14 protein-coding genes are annotated in these 18,580 nt (G+C 46.1%); 6 read left to right on the forward strand and 8 right to left on the reverse strand.

What is annotated here, in order from left to right:
* Positions 1–14: 14 nt before the first annotated feature.
* Entirely contained in the window at positions 15–971 is a 957-nt protein-coding gene (locus tag GO755_RS16760) for a TolB family protein (RefSeq protein ID WP_157586313.1), read from the reverse strand.
* Positions 972–1,226: 255 nt separating this feature from the next.
* Here GO755_RS16760 and GO755_RS16765 point away from each other — a divergent pair, with 255 nt between their 5' ends.
* The 3 genes from GO755_RS16765 (at position 1,227) to GO755_RS16775 (ending at position 4,822) form a co-directional block, all read left to right on the forward strand.
* Entirely contained in the window at positions 1,227–1,952 is a 726-nt protein-coding gene (locus GO755_RS16765; protein WP_157586314.1) for an NUDIX hydrolase, read from the forward strand.
* 94 nt (positions 1,953–2,046) lie between these two features.
* The gene (locus GO755_RS16770) at positions 2,047–3,105 is read left to right on the forward strand and encodes a glycoside hydrolase family 2 TIM barrel-domain containing protein (protein ID WP_157586315.1); all 1,059 of its coding nucleotides are present in this window, start codon (positions 2,047–2,049) and stop codon (positions 3,103–3,105) included.
* 1 nt (position 3,106) lies between these two features.
* Positions 3,107–4,822, forward strand: coding sequence for an arylsulfatase (locus GO755_RS16775; protein ID WP_157586316.1), 1,716 nt, complete (start codon positions 3,107–3,109; stop codon positions 4,820–4,822).
* A gap of 102 nt (positions 4,823–4,924) precedes the next feature.
* Here the strand turns inward: GO755_RS16775 and GO755_RS16780 are convergent, their stop codons facing one another.
* Both GO755_RS16780 and GO755_RS16785 read right to left on the reverse strand, forming a co-directional pair.
* Positions 4,925–5,701: a LytR/AlgR family response regulator transcription factor gene (locus GO755_RS16780; protein WP_157586317.1), complete on the reverse strand. Its 777-nt coding sequence runs from the start codon at positions 5,699–5,701 to the stop codon at positions 4,925–4,927.
* Positions 5,702–5,786: 85 nt separating this feature from the next.
* A complete protein-coding gene (locus GO755_RS16785) occupies positions 5,787–7,787 on the reverse strand; it encodes a sensor histidine kinase (protein WP_157586318.1) in 2,001 nt (666 codons plus the stop codon).
* A 251-nt stretch (positions 7,788–8,038) separates the two neighbouring features.
* On the opposite strand from GO755_RS16785, the gene GO755_RS16790 reads away from it, so the two are divergent.
* Positions 8,039–8,887 carry a hypothetical protein gene (locus GO755_RS16790; RefSeq protein ID WP_157586319.1) on the forward strand — a complete coding sequence of 283 codons (849 nt, stop codon included), beginning with the start codon at positions 8,039–8,041 and terminating at the stop codon, positions 8,885–8,887.
* A 60-nt stretch (positions 8,888–8,947) separates the two neighbouring features.
* On the opposite strand, the gene GO755_RS16795 is transcribed toward GO755_RS16790, so the two are convergent.
* A complete protein-coding gene (locus GO755_RS16795) occupies positions 8,948–9,466 on the reverse strand; it encodes a 3'-5' exoribonuclease (RefSeq protein WP_157586320.1) in 519 nt (172 codons plus the stop codon).
* Positions 9,467–9,645: 179 nt separating this feature from the next.
* Between GO755_RS16795 and GO755_RS16800 the strand changes: the two genes are divergently transcribed.
* Positions 9,646–10,182, forward strand: coding sequence for a pyridoxamine 5'-phosphate oxidase family protein (locus GO755_RS16800; protein ID WP_157586321.1), 537 nt, complete (start codon positions 9,646–9,648; stop codon positions 10,180–10,182).
* A 133-nt stretch (positions 10,183–10,315) separates the two neighbouring features.
* On the opposite strand, the gene GO755_RS16805 is transcribed toward GO755_RS16800, so the two are convergent.
* Positions 10,316–11,542, reverse strand: a complete 1,227-nt coding sequence (locus tag GO755_RS16805; protein WP_157586322.1) for an ABC transporter permease — start codon at positions 11,540–11,542, stop codon at positions 10,316–10,318.
* A gap of 295 nt (positions 11,543–11,837) precedes the next feature.
* Here GO755_RS16805 and GO755_RS16810 point away from each other — a divergent pair, with 295 nt between their 5' ends.
* On the forward strand, positions 11,838–12,752 hold the full coding sequence (locus GO755_RS16810) for a DUF5018 domain-containing protein (protein WP_157586323.1): 915 nt from the start codon (positions 11,838–11,840) through the stop codon (positions 12,750–12,752).
* A gap of 35 nt (positions 12,753–12,787) precedes the next feature.
* Here GO755_RS16810 and GO755_RS16815 read toward each other — a convergent pair whose 3' ends face one another.
* The 3 genes from GO755_RS16815 to GO755_RS16825 form a co-directional block, all read right to left on the reverse strand.
* Positions 12,788–13,405 carry a PDDEXK family nuclease gene (locus GO755_RS16815; protein WP_157586324.1) on the reverse strand — a complete coding sequence of 206 codons (618 nt, stop codon included), beginning with the start codon at positions 13,403–13,405 and terminating at the stop codon, positions 12,788–12,790.
* A gap of 125 nt (positions 13,406–13,530) precedes the next feature.
* Positions 13,531–16,914 carry a VCBS repeat-containing protein gene (locus GO755_RS16820; protein ID WP_157586325.1) on the reverse strand — a complete coding sequence of 1,128 codons (3,384 nt, stop codon included), beginning with the start codon at positions 16,912–16,914 and terminating at the stop codon, positions 13,531–13,533.
* Positions 16,915–17,020: 106 nt separating this feature from the next.
* Entirely contained in the window at positions 17,021–18,574 is a 1,554-nt protein-coding gene (locus tag GO755_RS16825; RefSeq protein WP_157586326.1) for a SusD/RagB family nutrient-binding outer membrane lipoprotein, read from the reverse strand.
* Positions 18,575–18,580: the final 6 nt, after the last annotated feature.

Below are 18,580 nucleotides of genomic sequence, written 5' to 3' on the forward strand. Positions count from 1 at the left end.
AGTAGGGTTGACGGTTATTTAACTAAGTAGCTGACAAAGGCGATTTTTTGGCTGTTGGGACTCCAGGAAGGTACATTGATCGTGCCTTGACCGCCATAAAAGACAGGGGTAATGTCTTTGACAGCTTTCGTTTTAGTGTTCATCAAGCGCAATTTGACGTTTTTGCCAAACAGGTGGGCCTGCTTTTCGTCGGATGTATAGGCAATATAAACAATCCAGTTATTATCGGGCGAAGGGTGAGCAAACCAGTTCGAATTTTCATCAAAAGTTAATTGTTCAGGCTTTGACCCATCGGCCAGCATCCGCCAGATTTGCATATGCCCGGTGCGGTATGAGTTAAAATAAATGTATTTCCCGTCGGGTGAATAATCGGGGCCATCGTCCAATCCCTCGGTGCTGGTCAACCGTTTTTCTGTGCCCCCATCGACTCCAATGGTATAAATATCAAAATTACCATTGCGTTCCGCACAATAAGCTACTGTCTTACTATCCGGGGTCCAGCCATGCCAGAACGAAGGCACTTCAGGGGTGATTCGTTTAGGCTCTCCACCCCCAATTGGAAGTATATAAAGCGCCGATTTATATGGTTTTGTCGACGGGTCGTTTCGGTCATTGTGGCTGACGACCAACCATTTTTTGTCGGGCGAAATCCCGTGGTCATTATTGCATTGTGTGACAGAACCCGTATTAAGTTCGGCTACTTTTTTAGACGCCAGATTCAGGGTATAAATTTTACCCTTACTGTTGAGAACCAGGTAATTGTCGGGGTGCCAGTTCGGGGCTTCAAAATGGGCCTTGATAGCAAGAACGGTATCTATCTTTCCAGTTCTGATATCAAGCGTATGGATATAGCTTGTTGTATCTTTTTTGCTTTGTGCCACTGAACACAACGAGTAGAGGATACAAAAGGCGGTTATGGCAAGCCATCTGAAACCAGGCATTGACGCCTGGGATTGAAGCGATTTTTTCATAAAATATGGTTTTGGTAAGGGGATAAAAAATTGACAAGAGCAAAAGTAATCAGATTATTATTATATTATAAAAAAAATAAAATAGATTTCATTTTTACCATTTCATGTAAAAATAGTAATATTTCCCAGGAAGACTAATGAGGACAATATACCCTACTTTTGCAGGGTGATTGGCAAAGATCATGCTCCTAGCAATCGAACCGCGTAAAACACCCCGACCGTGTCTGCGCGGTTAGACTCGTAAGTACAAGAAAGATGAAGAAATTAGGCGATGACGATTATATATCACACCTTTCGATTGACTGTGTGATCTTTGGCTATCAGGATAAAGAATTGAAAGTGCTGATTTCTAAATTCAAATTTGGGAAAGGCAGTTGGTCTTTACCGGGTGGGTATATCCTAAAAACGGAGGGGATTGATAAAGCTGCCAGCAGAATATTAAAGGAAAGAACGGGCTTAGAAAGTATCTATCTGGAGCAATTCCGCGTATTTGGCGACGAGAATCGAATCGCTACCAGTCGATACAAGGAAGTTGTGAAGTCGGAGTTAAATAAATTTGATGAGCATCGATTTACTCCTGAAGTAACCGACTGGATGACAAGTCGGTTTGTTTGTATTGGATACTATGCCCTGGTTGATATCAATAAAGTTAATCCACAAGCAGGCGAGTTTGATGAGTATCTCGAATGGCGAAGTATCAAAGACATTCCCGAAATGATTCATGATCATAGCGAGATTTTAACGTTTGCTCTCGAAGCCCTTCGCCAAAATCTTGACCAAAAACTAATTGGTTTCAATCTTCTGCCCGAAACGTTCACAATGCGGGAAGTTCAGGAGCTATACGAAGCCGTTTATAATAGGCCGTTCGTCATCACCAATTTTCAGAAGAAAATACTGGATTTGAATGTGCTGGAGCGTCTTGAGAAGAAATATACGGGAGCAGCTAACAAAGCACCGTATCTGTACAGATTTAGAAAGTAGGGCATTTTTGTTGCCAATAATCAGAATGTATCAGAAGGGCAAAAAACTTACCTTGCACCGTATTAACCCTTTCCTAAACCCCGAATTAATGTTCATGAAACAAGTATTGACCGTATTCGTATGCCTCTTACTTTCTGTATCAGGGTTACAAGCACAAACGAAATGGACGACAGAAAAAGCGAACGACTGGTATAAGAAGCAAGGTTGGGTGCGTGGTTCTAATTTTCAGCCAAGTACGGCCATCAATCAGCTCGAAATGTTCCAGGCCGCAACATTCGATCCGCAAACTATTGACAAGGAGTTAGGCTGGGCCGAAGGATTAGGCTTGAATGCAATGCGGGTTTATCTCCATCATATGGCCTGGACGACCGATAAGGCTGGGTTCAAAAATCGGCTTGGGCAATATCTCCAGATTGCGAATAAGCATGGTATTAAAACGATACTCGTGTTTTTTGATGATTGCTGGAACGACGAATACCATCCCGGCAAGCAGCCTGCCCCAAAAATCGGCATTCATAACAGTGGCTGGGTGCGCGATCCCGGCACCATGATCCTGAATCATCCCGATAGCCTGAAGGTGCTGGAAAGTTACGTGAAGGATGTGATGACAACCTTTAAAAACGACGATCGAATATTGCTCTGGGATCTCTACAACGAACCGGGTAACAGTGGCTACCTCAGCAAAAGTTTACCGCTGCTAAAATCAGTATTTGGCTGGGCTCGTACCGTTAATGCCTCTCAACCGATCAGCGCTGGCGTATGGAATTGGGACAAAGAGTTTACCGAGCTAAATACGTTTCAGGAAGAAAACTCGGACGTGATTACCTATCACAACTACGCATACATCGATAATCACCAAATGCGGATCAATGAGCTGCGGAAGTACAATCGACCGCTGATCTGCACAGAGTATATGGCTCGTAAAAACGGCAGCCTGTTTCAAACCATTATGCCCATGCTGAAACGGGAAAACATTGGGGCTATCAACTGGGGATTTGTCTCCGGCAAAACCAATACCATTTATGCGTGGGGATCACCCATGCCCGACGGAAAAGAGCCCGAATTATGGTTTCACGACATCTTCCGGCAAGACGGGACGCCCTTTAGCAAAGATGAGGTTAGGGAGATAAAAGCACTAACGGGCAAAAAGTAAGATGAAGAAGGGGTCATTCATTGTGTCATTTTCGGTAATAGCCATAGCAGCCATTCTGTTATTGAGCGGATTTGAGAAGAAACAGGCCGACTCACTATCGCCTAATGCAACTCGTAAGCCTAACATTATAGTGATTATGGCTGATGATATGGGCTTCTCAGATCTGGGCTGCTATGGGGGCGAAATTCACACACCCAATATTGATTTTCTAGCCAATAACGGCATTCGCTATACGCAGTTTTACAATACCTCGCGCTGCTGCCCCACCCGCGCGGCTTTGCTAACCGGTCTATATAATCAGCAGGCAGGTATTGGCAAAATGACTGATGCCGAAGACGAACCCGGCTACCGAGGGCACTTGACCGAAAACACAGTTACGCTAGCAGAAGTACTGAAATCATCAGGCTATCAGACGGCCATGACGGGCAAGTGGCACGTATCGAATACTAATGTTCAGAAAAACCCACAGGACCAACTGGACTGGCTGAATCATAAGAAAGAATATGGCGATTTCGCTCCCCTCGATCAGTACCCAACCAATCGTGGTTTTGATAAGTACTTTGGTAATATCTGGGGAGTAGTCGATTTCTTCGACCCGTTTAGCCTTGTAAGCGGTATCAAACCCGTTAAGAATGTGCCGAAGAATTATTACCATACAGACGCCATCAGCGATACGACCGTAGCGTATATCAAGTCCTTCGCCAAGGGGTCGTCGCCGTTCTTTATTTATGTGGCCGAAACAGCTCCACACTGGCCCCTGATGGCACTGCCCGAAGACATTGCCAAATACAAGGATACGTACAAGTCGGGTTGGGAAGCCATACGGAAAGCCCGGTATCAGAAAATGAGTAAGATTGGCCTGATTGATCCCACAAATACCAAACTCTCTGAACGCTGGGAGGCTAATCTAAGCTGGGAAGACAACCCGGACAAAGAATGGGATGCTCGCGCGATGGCCGTTCATGCCGCTATGATCGATCGAATGGATCAGGGTATTGGGCGTATGATCAAGGCGTTGCGCGAAACTGGACAACTCGACAATACGCTGATTTTGTTTTTGTCAGACAACGGAGCGAGCCCAGAAAACTGTGCCGCTTACGGACCAGGCTTCGACCGTCCTAACGAAACTCGGGATGGTCGCCCAATTGTATATGACCTGAAGAAACAGATTATGCCCGGTGCACAAACATCCTATGCCTCTATCGGCCAGCGCTGGGCAAATGTAGCCAACACGCCCTATCAGTTCTGGAAAGCTGAATCTTATGAAGGGGGCGTTCACACCCCGCTGGTGGCTTTCTGGCCAAAAGGGATTACAGCCAAAAAAGGGAGTTACAGCGCTCAGGTAGGCCATGTCATGGATTTCATGAGCACGTTTGTCGAACTGGCAGGCGCTACTTATCCAAAGGAATTTAAAGGTCACGCAATTACACCAACAAGCGGAATCAGTCTCGCGCCCTCTTTTCAAGGGAAAGCCACACTGAGTCACGAATCGTTGTTTAACGAGCATTTTGGCGCTCGATACGCCCGATCAGGTAACTGGAAACTAGTTTCATCAAGTCTAGACAGCACCTGGCATCTGTTCAATCTGGCCACTGACAAATCCGAGACGCAGGACGTAGCCGCTCAATACCCTGACAAAGTTCGCCAGTTAGAAAATCAGTGGCACCAATGGGCTAACTCGCACCAAGTGTTTCCGAAGCCCAGCAAGAAAAAATAAGTAGGCTCAAGAATGCTTCGCCACAGAAAGATTGGCGACCTATTGCCCTAGAGTTAGGCTATTCGTAGAAACTAGTTAGATCTATAGAAAACAGCGCCCAATTTACACCCAACCAAACCGCACCAATAACCGATCCTTGTGTTGCCGGGATACAGGAATGTTGGCCCCTGTGGTCAGAATCAGGTACGTACCTTCGCCTTTGATCAGTCGTTTGATGTGATTCAGATTCACGACGTACTGCCGATGAACACGCAGGAAATTCCGGGTTTCCAGCATCTCCTGAACGTCGCCGAGGGTTTTGGAGATAAGGTATTTTTCGCCCGATTCCAGCACGAAATTGGTGTAGTTACTGTCGGATTCGGCGTAGAGAATCTGGCTTGTTTCAACAAACGTCAACCCGTTGGCATAGGGCAATGCTATTTTTGTGGGCAGCGTTGCCGATGATGTGCTCCCCGATTGAGTTGTTGGATACCACGCCCGCAATAAGTCTAGCTGAGCCGCACCCAACACACCCGAAGCCGTGAGGCTAGCCTGTTCAGCCCGCCGAACGGTATTCACGAGATCAACCGTATCGACAGGCTTAAGCAAATAATCGAGAGCTGAAAACCGAAATGCGCGTACTGCATACTGATTGTAGGCAGTCACGAAAACAATCTGAAACGGCACCTCACCCAGTTGTTCGAGCAATTGAAATCCATTCAACATGGGCATCTCAATATCCAGAAAAACCAGCGAAGGACGCGACGTTCGCAAGGCTAGCAAAGCCGACGGACTATCGGTAAACTGCCCAATAATTTCTACCTGCGGGCAGTGCCGGGCCAGTTGAAGCGCCAGCAACTCTACATTATCGGGTTCGTCGTCAATGATGAGAGCTTTCATAATTTTAATGAAAAATGAAGAGTGAAAAATGAAGAATAATTCGCGTTAGCCTATTTTTCACTCTTCACTTTTCATTCTTCACTGGTTAAACAGGTATCTCCAGCACGACTTTCGTGCCGAGGGGTTCGCCATCGGGGGCGATTAAATCGAAGATTTGGGCCTGCGTTTGGGTGTTGTAAAGTTCATTAATCATCCGTATCCGGTCGGCTGTTACCTGCATCCCAAATGACTTCTGGTTACCTGCCGACTTGCTTTTGAGTTCTGAGGCCCGCGCCCGGCCGACGCCATCATCCGTGACCTCAACGTGCAAATAGGTATCGGTAGGTTGGGTTACCTCAACCGTTACAGTTCCGCCCTCCATCTTATGCATCAGCCCATGCCAGATGGCGTTTTCGACGTAGGGTTGGAGCAACAAGGGCGGAATGGTAGCCTCCTGCTGGTCAATGTTGGGGTCAACCCGAATACTTACCCGCACTTTCTGTTTAAAGCGCATGGCTTCCAAATCGCTATAGAGCTGGAGGGCTTCCAGTTCATTTTGGAGCGAAATACGGTCGGCGCGGGAGTTTTCGAGGACGAGCCGGATAAGCCGGGAAAACTTGGTCAGGTAATCGGAGGCTTTATCGGTATCATTTTGAAGTGTATATAACTTAATGGAATTGAGACAATTGAAAATAAAATGAGGATTCATTTGGGCACGCAGGGCCGTCATTTCGGTGTCGGCCAGTTTATGCTCAAATTCGGTTTGAAGTTGCTGAATGCGTCGATCTTCCAGCAGTTGATTCTTGGCCTCAATTTCCTGCGTTCGTATGGTGAGTTGCTCTTCAAGTTGCTGGGTGTACCGCCCCTGCATCTGATTTTTCTCAATTTCAACTAGCCGATTTCGATAGGCCAGAGCCAGCAAAAAGAAGAAGCTCTCAAACAACATGCCCAGGCTGAAGAAAAATGGCAGGAACCGGGCAAACACCAGAATGGATGAGTTGCCCGTCATAATTCGAACATCCAGGAATAAAACGAAATAAGAGATCAGCCATAGACAGATAATGCCAACGAGCAGATAGCCTCGAAACGGGCTCTTACTACGTAATAAAGCAATAAAGACCACTATACCAGCCACCAGAAATGGCAACTCCTGTCCCTGATAAACCCAATTTACCCTAAACATCAACCCGTTGGCATATTCGTAGAGAGCCAGGGCTTCCTGAATGGCAAATACAATCAGCAAAGCCCGTAGCAACGTCCAGGTTTTAGGAGAATGGATCGGTAAATCAATAAAGCGGGCAACAAACAGGATGTAAAAGAACGAGATGATAAAGGAAAACGGCTGGTTTGTTGAATGCATCTGTAGCGGCAAGCCTAACCCTAACGCAAAATTCATATTCCACACAACGGAGAAGGAAGCGGCAAAACAAAAGATGGTATAGTATAGAAAGACCAGATCCCGATTGAAATAATACTGCGTGGCCGCAAACAGGCTCATAATAAACAGACCAGCCGCTATCATCGCCATGGCCAAAAACAACCATCTCATCAGGTGCGAACGGTCGGCAATCATCAATTTCAGGCTTAAGGGTGTATGCAGCATGGGCACGATGGGTGCTACAACACGCACAAAATCCGTGATCTTCACAAAAAACGTAGTGGTCTGCAATGGGCCAACCCGTAAGCGAACAGGCCTCCATTGTTCGATATTATAGGGCAAAAAATAGATACCCGTTTGCTGCACATGTATGCCCTGCTCCGTATATAAATCAATCTGACCGTGCCCGCCTACATCCAGCAGGGTTTCGGCTGTTTGGACTGAACTGGTATTCTGAACCCGCACGACCAGCCAGGTAACAATAGTCGATACCGTTGATTGTGGCGGTTTTCGGTATGTCTGCTGCTTTTGGGCAAAGGGAAGGAATTCCTTCCGACGAATGACGGGGAACGGTTGCGGTAAACCCGATAGATCATCGTAAAACAAGGTATGGCTGGCAATATCCAGCGGCTTCGTCCAGTTGGGTGTACCGTTCAACTGGACTGGCGCAACGTGTTGTGCTTCTACCAGCAGCGGCCATCCCAGTAAAAGCAACAGCCAGTATTTCATACGTAGATGGTGAGATTTCTATAAAGCAAGCTACTGATTTTCAGATCATACTTGCTAGTTCAAGTTAGCCAACGCTCACTTTTCTTTTGTAAGCGACCTTTTTTTTGAGGGAACTTGAATGCATACCGTTTCCTTGTTAGCTCACCATTCGGGTTATTCACTCAAAATCCGCGTCCCTCCCTCAATAGTCTTTGCGATGCCTTGCGCGTCGGCCTATGTTTGATGCTGAACCTGCTAATCAACTAAGCCAAATGAAAAAGAAAATAGTACTAACTCTGGCAGCCTTAGTTTTAATTATACTTCCATTTTTGATAGGAAATTCGATAGGCAACTATTCACCTTATGTAGAAGCGAATAGTTTTCAGGTTTATGTACTAATCTGGGCTATTATTTCAATTGCTCTTACTTCGATTGCATTATTACTTTTAAAATATTATCCTCAATCATTTGAACGGATTGGGATACTACTTTTTTTATTGATATGTCCAATTTTAGGAATAATTGGTTTAGTTAAAGCGCCTGACCTCAGTCTTAAAATGCTTGAACATCCCGAACGAGAACATTTAAGGTATACTTTTCTCTTTATAGCAGCACTGCTTTTTGGGGTATTTATCCTGTTTCTATTTAGAAGTAGTTCATTGACAATAAAAAAATCAACCAGATGGATAATGATCGCGATTTTTACCTACGCCTTCGCAGAATTTATTTGGGAATTCAATCACCATTATTCATACCCGGAAGCATTAAAGGAATGGATAAGCCAGGGTAAAAACGCTGAAGCATTTGTTAAAAGTTATGACAATTCGACTATCATAACTATTGGAGTGATTGGACGATTTTGTCAATTCATAGCCATAATCTGGCTTTCAGTATATTTATACAGGTTGCGGCAAATCAACATCTGGAGCCCAATCCTATCCGTATTTTTAAGTTTACTAGGTATTATCACAGCAACCGTAGTCTATATTACTGAATTTAACTTTCCAAAGGGGTTTGAATTTCTAATGCTATTCTTTATTCCGGGAATCCCTTTTTTAGTACTATACTGGATAGGCGTAGCTGTATTGACAAGATTCAGGAAAAGTAGAGTTGCAGTCTAAAAAAACAGCCAACATTGAACGTAAATGAAGAGGTTCGTAATCAATTGTTGACTCTATTCGTCAAAATCTGATTTTCAATCCATAGTCACTTTTCAGGATTAACAAGGCTTCGGCATTTCCTTGGGCATCATCAACGGGATTGTGCGTATGGGTTGTTTTGCGTAAATGCTTAAATGTCTTGAAGGTATCTTTCACAAGGCCTTTGTATAAGCTCCCTAAATTATACGAGCTATGACCAAATGGGTTTTCGCCAAGAAAATGGTGAAAATACCAGCAGATAAACATCCAGTCGAAGCCATTATTATCGCTAATAAAAATAGGGCGGCTTTGGCAGGTTTCTTCTATCCACGCCTTAAAATTTATCATCACCTGTTTTGGGTCGTCAAACACCAGCACCTCCTCTCTTGAGAATTCTGAAACCGCTAAAGCTTCGGGGATAAATTTATCAGAAATCGGTTTTAAGGTTCCGTAAAACGTTTTGTCAAGTTGTTCATCAACTAAAACAGCACCAAAGGAAATCATTGAAAAGTCGCCCGGAATAGGGCCGTCACTCTCAATGTCAACCATAATGTAGGCCATGCTGTAACTATGTATAAGGATGGATGCTAACGGGCTGCAATTACAGGTATTTTCCTAGAAAGACATACACACCCGAGACCATACAATAAGGAAATATGGTCTTTATGATTTATCAAAAGAGGGTTAGGCTAACAAACGGTTAGGAGCCGAACAAGGATGTATCAATTAACTCAAGCGTTATGGACAGTATCAATCAACAACAGCCCGAAAAGAATCACGAAGATTTAGCAGGCGCCGAAGCCGGAAAAAAAATAAAAGAACTGGTTGGGAAAGCCAATACTTGTTTTTTCTGCACGAAGATCACGACGGGAGAGCCGCTGCGAACAAGGCCAATGTCGGTGCAAAAGGTAGATGACGACGGTAATTTCTGGTTTTTAAGTGCCGCCGACAGCCACAAAAATGCGGAAATTCTGATCGATAGTCAGGTTCAACTCCTGTTCCAGGGTTCAGACTATTCTGATTTTTTGAGTGTTTATGGGGTAGCTACGCTATCTAAAGACAAGCAACTCATTCAGGAGCTTTGGGAGCCTGTTTTAAAAACGTGGTTTACCGAAGGCGTCGATGATCCACGTATTACGGCGATAAAAATAGACACGCAGGAAGGTTACTATTGGGACAATAAGCATGGGAATGCAGTAGCGTTTGTCAAAACGATCGCCGGGGCTATACTGGGGAAAACCCTGGATGACTCAATTGAGGGAAAGTTAAGCGTATAATCATTTTCCACTGGCGCGAACTTGTGATTCGCGCCAGTGGGGATTAAGATCGCATCGATATGGATGGGTATACTCAATATCCGGAAAATTCACGGACTGTTTTTCCTGAGTAGTAAGGGTAATATGCCAATTTCTACTCGCGCCGAATGGCTTCGACGGGGTCCAGTCGGGCGGCTCGCATGGCTGGATATGTTCCAAAGATGACGCCAATTAGCATCGCAATGACCATGATGATGATAAACGTATTCCAGGTATACGCCATCTGAAAAGGGACATCTATCAGGGCTTTTACAATTGGTACGAAAGCCAGCGTACTTAATAAGCCCAATGCTAGTCCAAGTAAACTGCCAAAGGTCGAAATCGTTATGGACTCAGACAGAAACTGCCATAAAATATCCTGCCGTTTTGCGCCGAGCGCTTTGCGAACACCAATTTCAACAGTACGTTCTGTTACGGAAATAAGCAGTACGTTCATAACGCCAATCCCGCCAACCAGTACCGAAATACCCACAATCATTCCCATAATCAGGCGAAATAACAGGAACCCTTTGGCAACCTGACCGACACGTTGTTCATTAGTAATAATTGAGAAATCGGCCAGTTTGGTTTTCATATTAGCAGTCAGCCAGTTCTCAATCTGCTTTTTTAGCTCAGGCACTTCTTCTACGTTCTTAGCCTCAATGATGCCCATGGGCGGAGTAGCTTTCAGAACACTATCTGGAAATAGCGTAACGAGCATCATCAACTGACCAACTTTAGCATCCTTATCCGCCGAAATTCCGACAACGGTCAGCAGAGTACCTTTATATACAATCTGCTGGTTGATTGCCGTTTTCTCAGGCTTCTTTCCGGTTAGCTGTTTTGCCAATCGCTGATTGATAACGGCAACAGGGCGCTTATTTTTCAGATCGGTTTCGCTAAAAGCCGTGCCATAAAGCAACTCAATATCTGGGTGAAGTGGCAGGCTCATACCCGTGACAATGGTGCCGATAGGGCGATTATCTGTCTTTGTGGTAATTTCATCACTTTGTCGACTATAGAGGTACCCCGCTGCCGGTTTTGTCAGAGATGACCGCAGCTTTGTAAAGGAATCGTAATTTAAATACTCATAGTTCTGCTTCTTCACCCCTACCTCATTCACCGATTTGTAAAGATTGGGCTGTATCAGAATGGCCTTCAATGAGGTAGTCTTTGTGATTTGCTCCTGAGCATACTGCTCCATACCATCAATCAACGACAGCATAGCGACCAGGGCAGCTACGCCAATAACAATACCCAGTATCGACAGAATAGTATGGAAAAAGCGAGTGCGGATATTTTGTAAAGCCGTCGCAAACGAAACCAGGATTTTCTTGCCCATGAAGGTTTAGTGCTAGTGTAGAAAGCTCAAAGTAAGGCGCTTTGCCAATTGCATGGAGCGCTTATGTGATAAGCGGACGCGTACCAGAATTATACCGAAGACATTAGCACCTAATGCAAGCTAAAGCCCCGCTTCATCATCTATGTTAGTTAACACTTCCGTTTGCTAACTATTTTATTTTCAGAACGATAAGTTTTACTTACTTAGGAGTCAGAATCCCCCAATTGATAGACCAATTGTACGTACCGAATAGCTCGTTAGACTACAGAGAATGTAATCAGGATTTCTAAAAACGATGAAAACACTAGCCCGATTCTCTATATTACTTGTGGTCGTTTTATCGACGATGGGCTGCCCTAACAAGAGTGATGACCCCACTCCGCAGGCTACGACCAAAAGTAGTTCGAAAGCTATTGTAAAATTTACGGCGGATGGCGTCGATTTTGTGATTGACGAAAGCAAACAGACCATCTCTGCCGTTTATGTGGTCTCTGGTGATATCGATATTCAGAATCTGTATTTTAAGCCAACGATCACGCTGTCTGATAAGGCCACTTGTTCGCCCGCATCCGGCGTTCAGGTGGATTTGTTAAACCCCATCAAGTATGTCGTTACGGCTGAAGATGGTACGACAAAAACATACACGGTGGAGATCGCCATCTACGATCTTCCGGGTAATTCAGACCTCACATTAACCAAAAGTACAGGCAGTACGCCAACCAAACTGTCCTTTACGTATTTGGTGCCATCGATCACCAGTTTGTTTGCAGGCACCTGGGTATTCGACCGCTCAGAAGCATTAGAAGTTCGTAAGGTGGGTAGCGATCAGGTATTGACCTTGCTACAGCAAACGCCAACCACGCAAACCGTAACGGTTCAGGTCAATGGCGTAGAGAAATCGCCCACCACCAGTTCAGGAAAATTCGGTAACGCGTTTACGTTAACGAGTACCAAAACATACACCAGCACCGACGACCAGGGCGACAGTGGTTCTGGTGCCTGGTCTATCGTTGATTTAGGCAAAAGTGCCCTGAATCGATATGAACTTAAGTTAGATGGTGTCACCATCGTCAGTGGAGGGCCAAGTGCCAGTGGGATAGTCACTTTCTACGTTGTAAGTATCAATGCAACCGAGCTACGTCTGACCCGCGATCCTACTACGACTTCATCATCAACGACCAGCTTTTTCACCGTGTATAAAAAGCAGTAATCGTTGAGTTGCCTTCACGGCCAGAAACACAGCCACTACGCAAAAGGCGAACCTTTCTGGGTTAAATACCGGCCAATGTTAAACGAGATACCGTTAAGTATCTCAACGTCTTTGTGCCAATCTTTTACCTGCCAGTCATCATTAGGTGTAGCGACTGTAACCTTTTTGGCTTGGGTTGTAATCCAGATTACTTTCTCTACGCCGAATTTCAGGAGTTTCTCTATTTTCTGGAAGATATAGCTATCACTGGTAACATCGGTGGGATCGGCAGTAATATCCACTTCAATCACGACCTTAGGAGGTACATGAACGTAAAATTCATCAATAGCTTCGATAGGTAGCGTGATTGTATCGAAAATGAGAATATCGCCAGCTAAGTTATTGCGCTTGTCGAGATGAAGGCCCGACTCGCTGGAAAGAATTATGAAATCATCTTCACTTAACTCCTTAAAAAGCAATCGTTGAACATAGGCTACAATAAATGATTGTAATGCACTTGAACCCATAATTTCTGAAAACATTTTTGTGCCAGCCAATACCTCCTGATAGCCCTTATAATAAATAGGCTTACCATCCATGATTTCGTAAATCAGGTGTTCCGGCACTTTCGTCTTGGGCTTTCTCCCTTGCACTCCAGATTTGGTTGCTATCATTTCCCGCTCAATTTTTACTAGTCAAAGATACCCCAAATTTATTATTTGTGTCTTAATGCTTCGTTATCCTGATAACCATGATAGTGCGAACGTCTTCGTTCGTACTATCATGATCAGAAATATTATCACTTGCTCAGTATAAACGTGCGCACAGCTTTCCCCGTCGCGCCAACCAACAATTCCGTATGTCCAGCAACTTGTACTGTCGCCAGATCTCGAACGTCGCCGTCCCACAGTAAACCTGATTGCGCCATCGGTACGTAGGCAAACAGACCTTTGCCTTTATTCAAAAATAACTGTCCCCGATTGGCGTCTTCCTTACCCAGTCGAACGCGGTTGTATTCGCGATTCCCGCCAATGATCAAATCAGGCAAGCCATCGTGATTGACATCGACGGTCGCTAAAGCATAAGCCGGAGCCATCTGCGCTTCAATGGGTAATGGCTGCATCGTAAATTTCGGAGTTGCTCCTCCACCGTTGCGAAACAACACGGTTTGCAGCGTCGTGGCGTCGAGCTTCTGGGACCGTTTTAACTCCTCAGGATCAAACAAATCGGTTATCGTTGCTTTAGAATAGCTCGTATAGTTTGTGAATTTCTTCCGCAACGTCACGACCTGATCAAGCATTTCGTCGCGAGCATTGAACGGATGCGGTTCTCCGTTGGCACGACCCGTTCGATCATAGCCAGCTAAAACTGGTAGCAGTGATCCCGCTACGTTCTTAATGCCATATAGTGTTAAGGGACGGTTGGGTGTGGCCAGAAGCTGGCTGTTTAGTCCAGCGTTTGCGGCAATGATGTCTGGATTACCATCGTTATCAATATCCTGAACCAGCAGACGATTCCAGCAACCAGTTGTAGTAGGTAGCCAATCAACAAGCGGCTGAAGCTTTCCCTGTTGGAAGGTGAACGCCTGAATAGGTCCAAAATCGATAGCTACGAGTAATTCGGGCCGTTTGTCGCGATTAAGATCTGCAAAAGCGGCATCGGTTACCATACCTAGTTGAGACAGGATTGGCTGCGAACTCGATTGTTCTGAAAAATGGCCTTTTCCATCATTCACTAGCAAATGGCTAACAGGCGTTTCGGGATAACGACCCGGCACGACCCGCGCTCCGATAAATAAATCCCGGTCGCCATCACCATCGATATCCGCCGAACGAACGCAGGACGCACTTACCCGAACATCAGGAAACGCACTGGCTTTTGTCAAATGCCCCTGGCCATCGTTCAGATACAAACGCACTTGTAAGCGGACATCATCAACGGATAACTCATAACCCGCGCTACTCACCACCAAATCCAGATCGTGGTCGCCATCGACATCAAACCACTCGGCACCGGCATCTGCATAAGTCCGGTCAGCAAGTAGCGCCGGTTGAGGCATGGGCGAAAAACCACTGGCTCCAGCTATGAGAACCTGGCCGCCCTGTCCACGCCCACCACCGACAAAAACATCCGAGCGGCCATCACCATTGGCATCACCGACCGCAAAATCCGGCCCGGTTGGCGAAAGCATGTAGGGCAATAAGGGTTGAATTTTAAAATCATTAATGGCTTCCTGCTGGTGCGTTACGGCCAGTTCATTGTCCGCTTGCCAGTATGGTTTTAGCGCAGCAGGCGGTGTCATTTCGCCCGTTGGGGCATAGGTAATTGTAAGTGGTTCAGTAATCTGGGTTGGGCGTACAAGCTGCGTTTTGCCATCTGCCCAACGAACTCGGACTGAATCCACCGTCGTTGTTTTTCCCAATCCAAACAGTAAGGGTACATACATGGACGACTGAAAACCCCGTACCGGCATGAATTCCTGTACCTGCATCTGACCACCGGCCCAGACAGTTGCGCGCGCGCCCATCAACTGAGCAGGACTTGGGCTTTTTAGTTGGAGTGTAAGATGGTTATTTGAGCCTTGTTCCTCAGCATGATTTTCGTAGATACTGGCTTCGGCATTTACATTATTGACTACCAGATCTAAATCACCATCGTTGTCTAAATCAGCATAAATTGCCCCATTCGATTGCGAGGGCTCATTAAATCCCCAGGCTTTTGTTTCGTTCGTAAACGTTAACCGTCTATCTGGATCGCCAGACCGATTCCGGTAAATATAGTCGGGGGCATCAATGCTTGGCATTTTGGCAATGACATCCATCGGATTCGTTTGCGCTCCCGTTTGACGTGCCTTCAACTGCTCGTCCATCGTAAACTTCAGGAATTCCATATTCGTGTAATCACGGGCATAGCCATTGCTCACAAATAGGTCTTTCCAACCATCATTATCGAAATCAGCGAACAGGCCAGCCCAACTCCAGTCGGTATTAGAAACACCTGCCAACTGACCAATTTCGCTAAAGATAGGGGAAGAGAGCATGGAGCGCGGGGCAGGGTTATTGCTATTCTCTGCCCCGCGCTCCATGCTCCCCGCTATTTCCCCCACATTCAATTGTAGCATGTTACGCATGGTTTGGTGATGAAAACCGGATCGTAACAACTGTTTGTATTTATCGTAATTATCGTCCCCAGAGGTCAATTTGATACGCTCATTTCCTTCGGGGAGCATGTCGAGGGTTAGTAGGTCGATGCGACCATCGTTATTCACATCGGCAGCATCGGAGCCCATCGAGTAGAGTGACGTATGGCCCATTGCTTCCCGCACGACCTCTTTAAATTTACCATCGTGCTGATTTATGTATAGGTAATCGTTTTCGTTGTAGTCGTTCGACACGTAGAAGTCGAGCCAGCCGTCGTTGTTAAAATCACTCACGGCAACACCCAAGCCGAAGCTCAACACATTGGATACCATGCCCGACGAGTTTGATACATCAACGAATTTACCGCCTACATTTCGGTCGTTACGATACAGTTTGCTGGAGTAATTAGGATTCGTTTGCTGCTTAAAATCGCTGATCATACGGCTAAATCCAGCAAACTCCTGCACCGAGTGGTTGAGCAGAAAGCAGTCCAGGTCGCCATCGCGGTCATAGTCGAAGAAAGCGGCCTGGGTTGAATACGCGGGATCATCGAGACCATACTCAGCAGCTTTTTCTGAAAAGGTCAAATTCTTGTTGTTGATGAACAGTAGGTTCCGACGGAGCCGCGAATCTGTTGCCGCCGAACGACAAACGTATAAATCGAGCCAGCCATCGGCATTAATATCGACTACCGAGACGCCAGTGTTCCAGCCATCGGCTGCGCTCACTCCGGCTTTGTCGGTAATGTCTTCGAATGTTAGTTTTCCTGAACTGGGTTCTGTTTTATTCAGGTAGAGTTTGTTGGCGTTCAGATTGCCGGTGAAGTATAAATCTGTCAGGCCATCGTTGTTGAAATCGCCCGCTGCTACGCCCCCGCCATTGTAGAAATACCCGTACTTCAGCACGTTGAATTCGGGCGATTCTTCCAGCATGTTTTTAAATGTGACCTTGGTCTGCGAGGAAGGTAGTTTTTCAAATAGTGTATCGGTACTGTCACAGGATGTGAAAAGTATTACAAGTAAACAGAGCGTAAGTAGCTTCATGGCATGAAAGTTAAACACGGAGAAACGGAGAACAACACGGAGATAACAGAGATTTTTTCTCCGTGCTCTCCGTGTCGTTCTCCGTTTCTCCGTGTTTAAGATTAGATTAATTTTTATCCCACCATAATGGCGTTGTCACCTTATCGGCACCGCCTAAGAGCGATACTGCTTTTTGGGCTTCAACGGCATTCGTTTGCTGCTCAACCAGCAGAATTGGAATACGACGCAGCACACCTCCCGCTGGAATATCTGGGTTATCAGAATTCACAACTGGATACAGTTTTGGAAAGCGTGTCCGGCGGTACTCAGCCCAGCCTTCAAAGCCATCCGGGAACAGAGCCAGCCATTTCTGCGTACCAATTTGCTCACGCTGAATAGCTTCTGTACTTCCCCAGGCTACAGGAATATTGCTCAGCGGTGCCGACTTCAGGTAATCGTTTGGTGCAATTGGCGTTTGTGCACTAGCCTGATACGCAGCAATGGCTGCAGCATCTGTTATACCCCACTGCGCCATCGACATCGCGATTCCTTTATTGTAGAAATCCTTAGCTGTACCGCCCATGCTCCATCCATTCAGTGCCCCTTCGGCACGGAGGAAATACGACTCAGCAGTGGCCATCACGTTCTGAGGAGTGGCCAAACCAGTCGATGTCCAGCGCTGTCCTACGTGTGAATTATAATCGGCCGTGTTAACGGTTTCGGTCAATTGCGTTGTCGCCAGACCGTTCCGTAAACCTTCATACGTATTGGTTTTCACCGCAGGCAGGAAGTACGTCGGCATGCGTGGATCGTTGTAGCCTTTCAGCACCGATTCCATAGCGGCACTCATCCGAAACTCGTTCCAGTCTGACATGATTGACAGACCATTTCCGTCGTTGCCTTTTGTGCTCCGTTGTACCAGAGCGTCGTCGTCGGGGCTGGTTGTAAGTACACCACCCGCCACAGCTGCTTCCGCTTCTGTTTTTGCCCGAGCTGGATCAACCTTCGAGATACGAAGCGCTAACCGAAGACGAAGCGTATTGGCAAACTTGATCCATTTGTTGGCATCGCCACCGTACATCAGATCGAAAGCACCAAACGGTTTCTCACTGGTTTTACCTTTCAACACCGTCGTAGCAGCCGCCAGACGCTTGAAGAAATCGTCATAGATTTTGTCCTGTGCATCATAAGCTACCGATGTAGCTGGCTCACCAGCTTTGAAATACGGAATAGGACCAACGTAATCCGTCCAGCGATGGAAGGTATACACCCACCAGATGCTAGCCAGCGCGTACTCCGCCGAATTGGCATCCGCGCTCGCCATAATCGTTTTCAACTGAGGCACAACCTCGGTGTACATCTGACTCCAGGGACCTTGCAGCCAGTCCATCCGAATCACAAACCGGTCGGAGGGAAAGTAGGTGGCAACGCAGGCAAAATACTGCGCGTATTGATCGGAGAAGAGGTTTTCGCCAACCTGATAGGTATACTGACTCAGGATACCTGCCGACTGTGCTTTCGAAAACAGATAGGGAATTTCGCCCGCACCGATGACCGTTATTTTGGTTTTGTTGGTATTGATGTCATCAAAATTATCAGTACAGCCAACCGCCCAGAACAGAGGAGCCGATACGCAGGCCGCCAGGAGGGTTTTCCGTAAGCGTGTTTTATAAGAAGTCATATTGAC

The sequence above is a fragment of the Spirosoma arboris genome, from assembly GCF_009754945.1.
Lineage (GTDB): Bacteria > Bacteroidota > Bacteroidia > Cytophagales > Spirosomataceae > Spirosoma > Spirosoma arboris.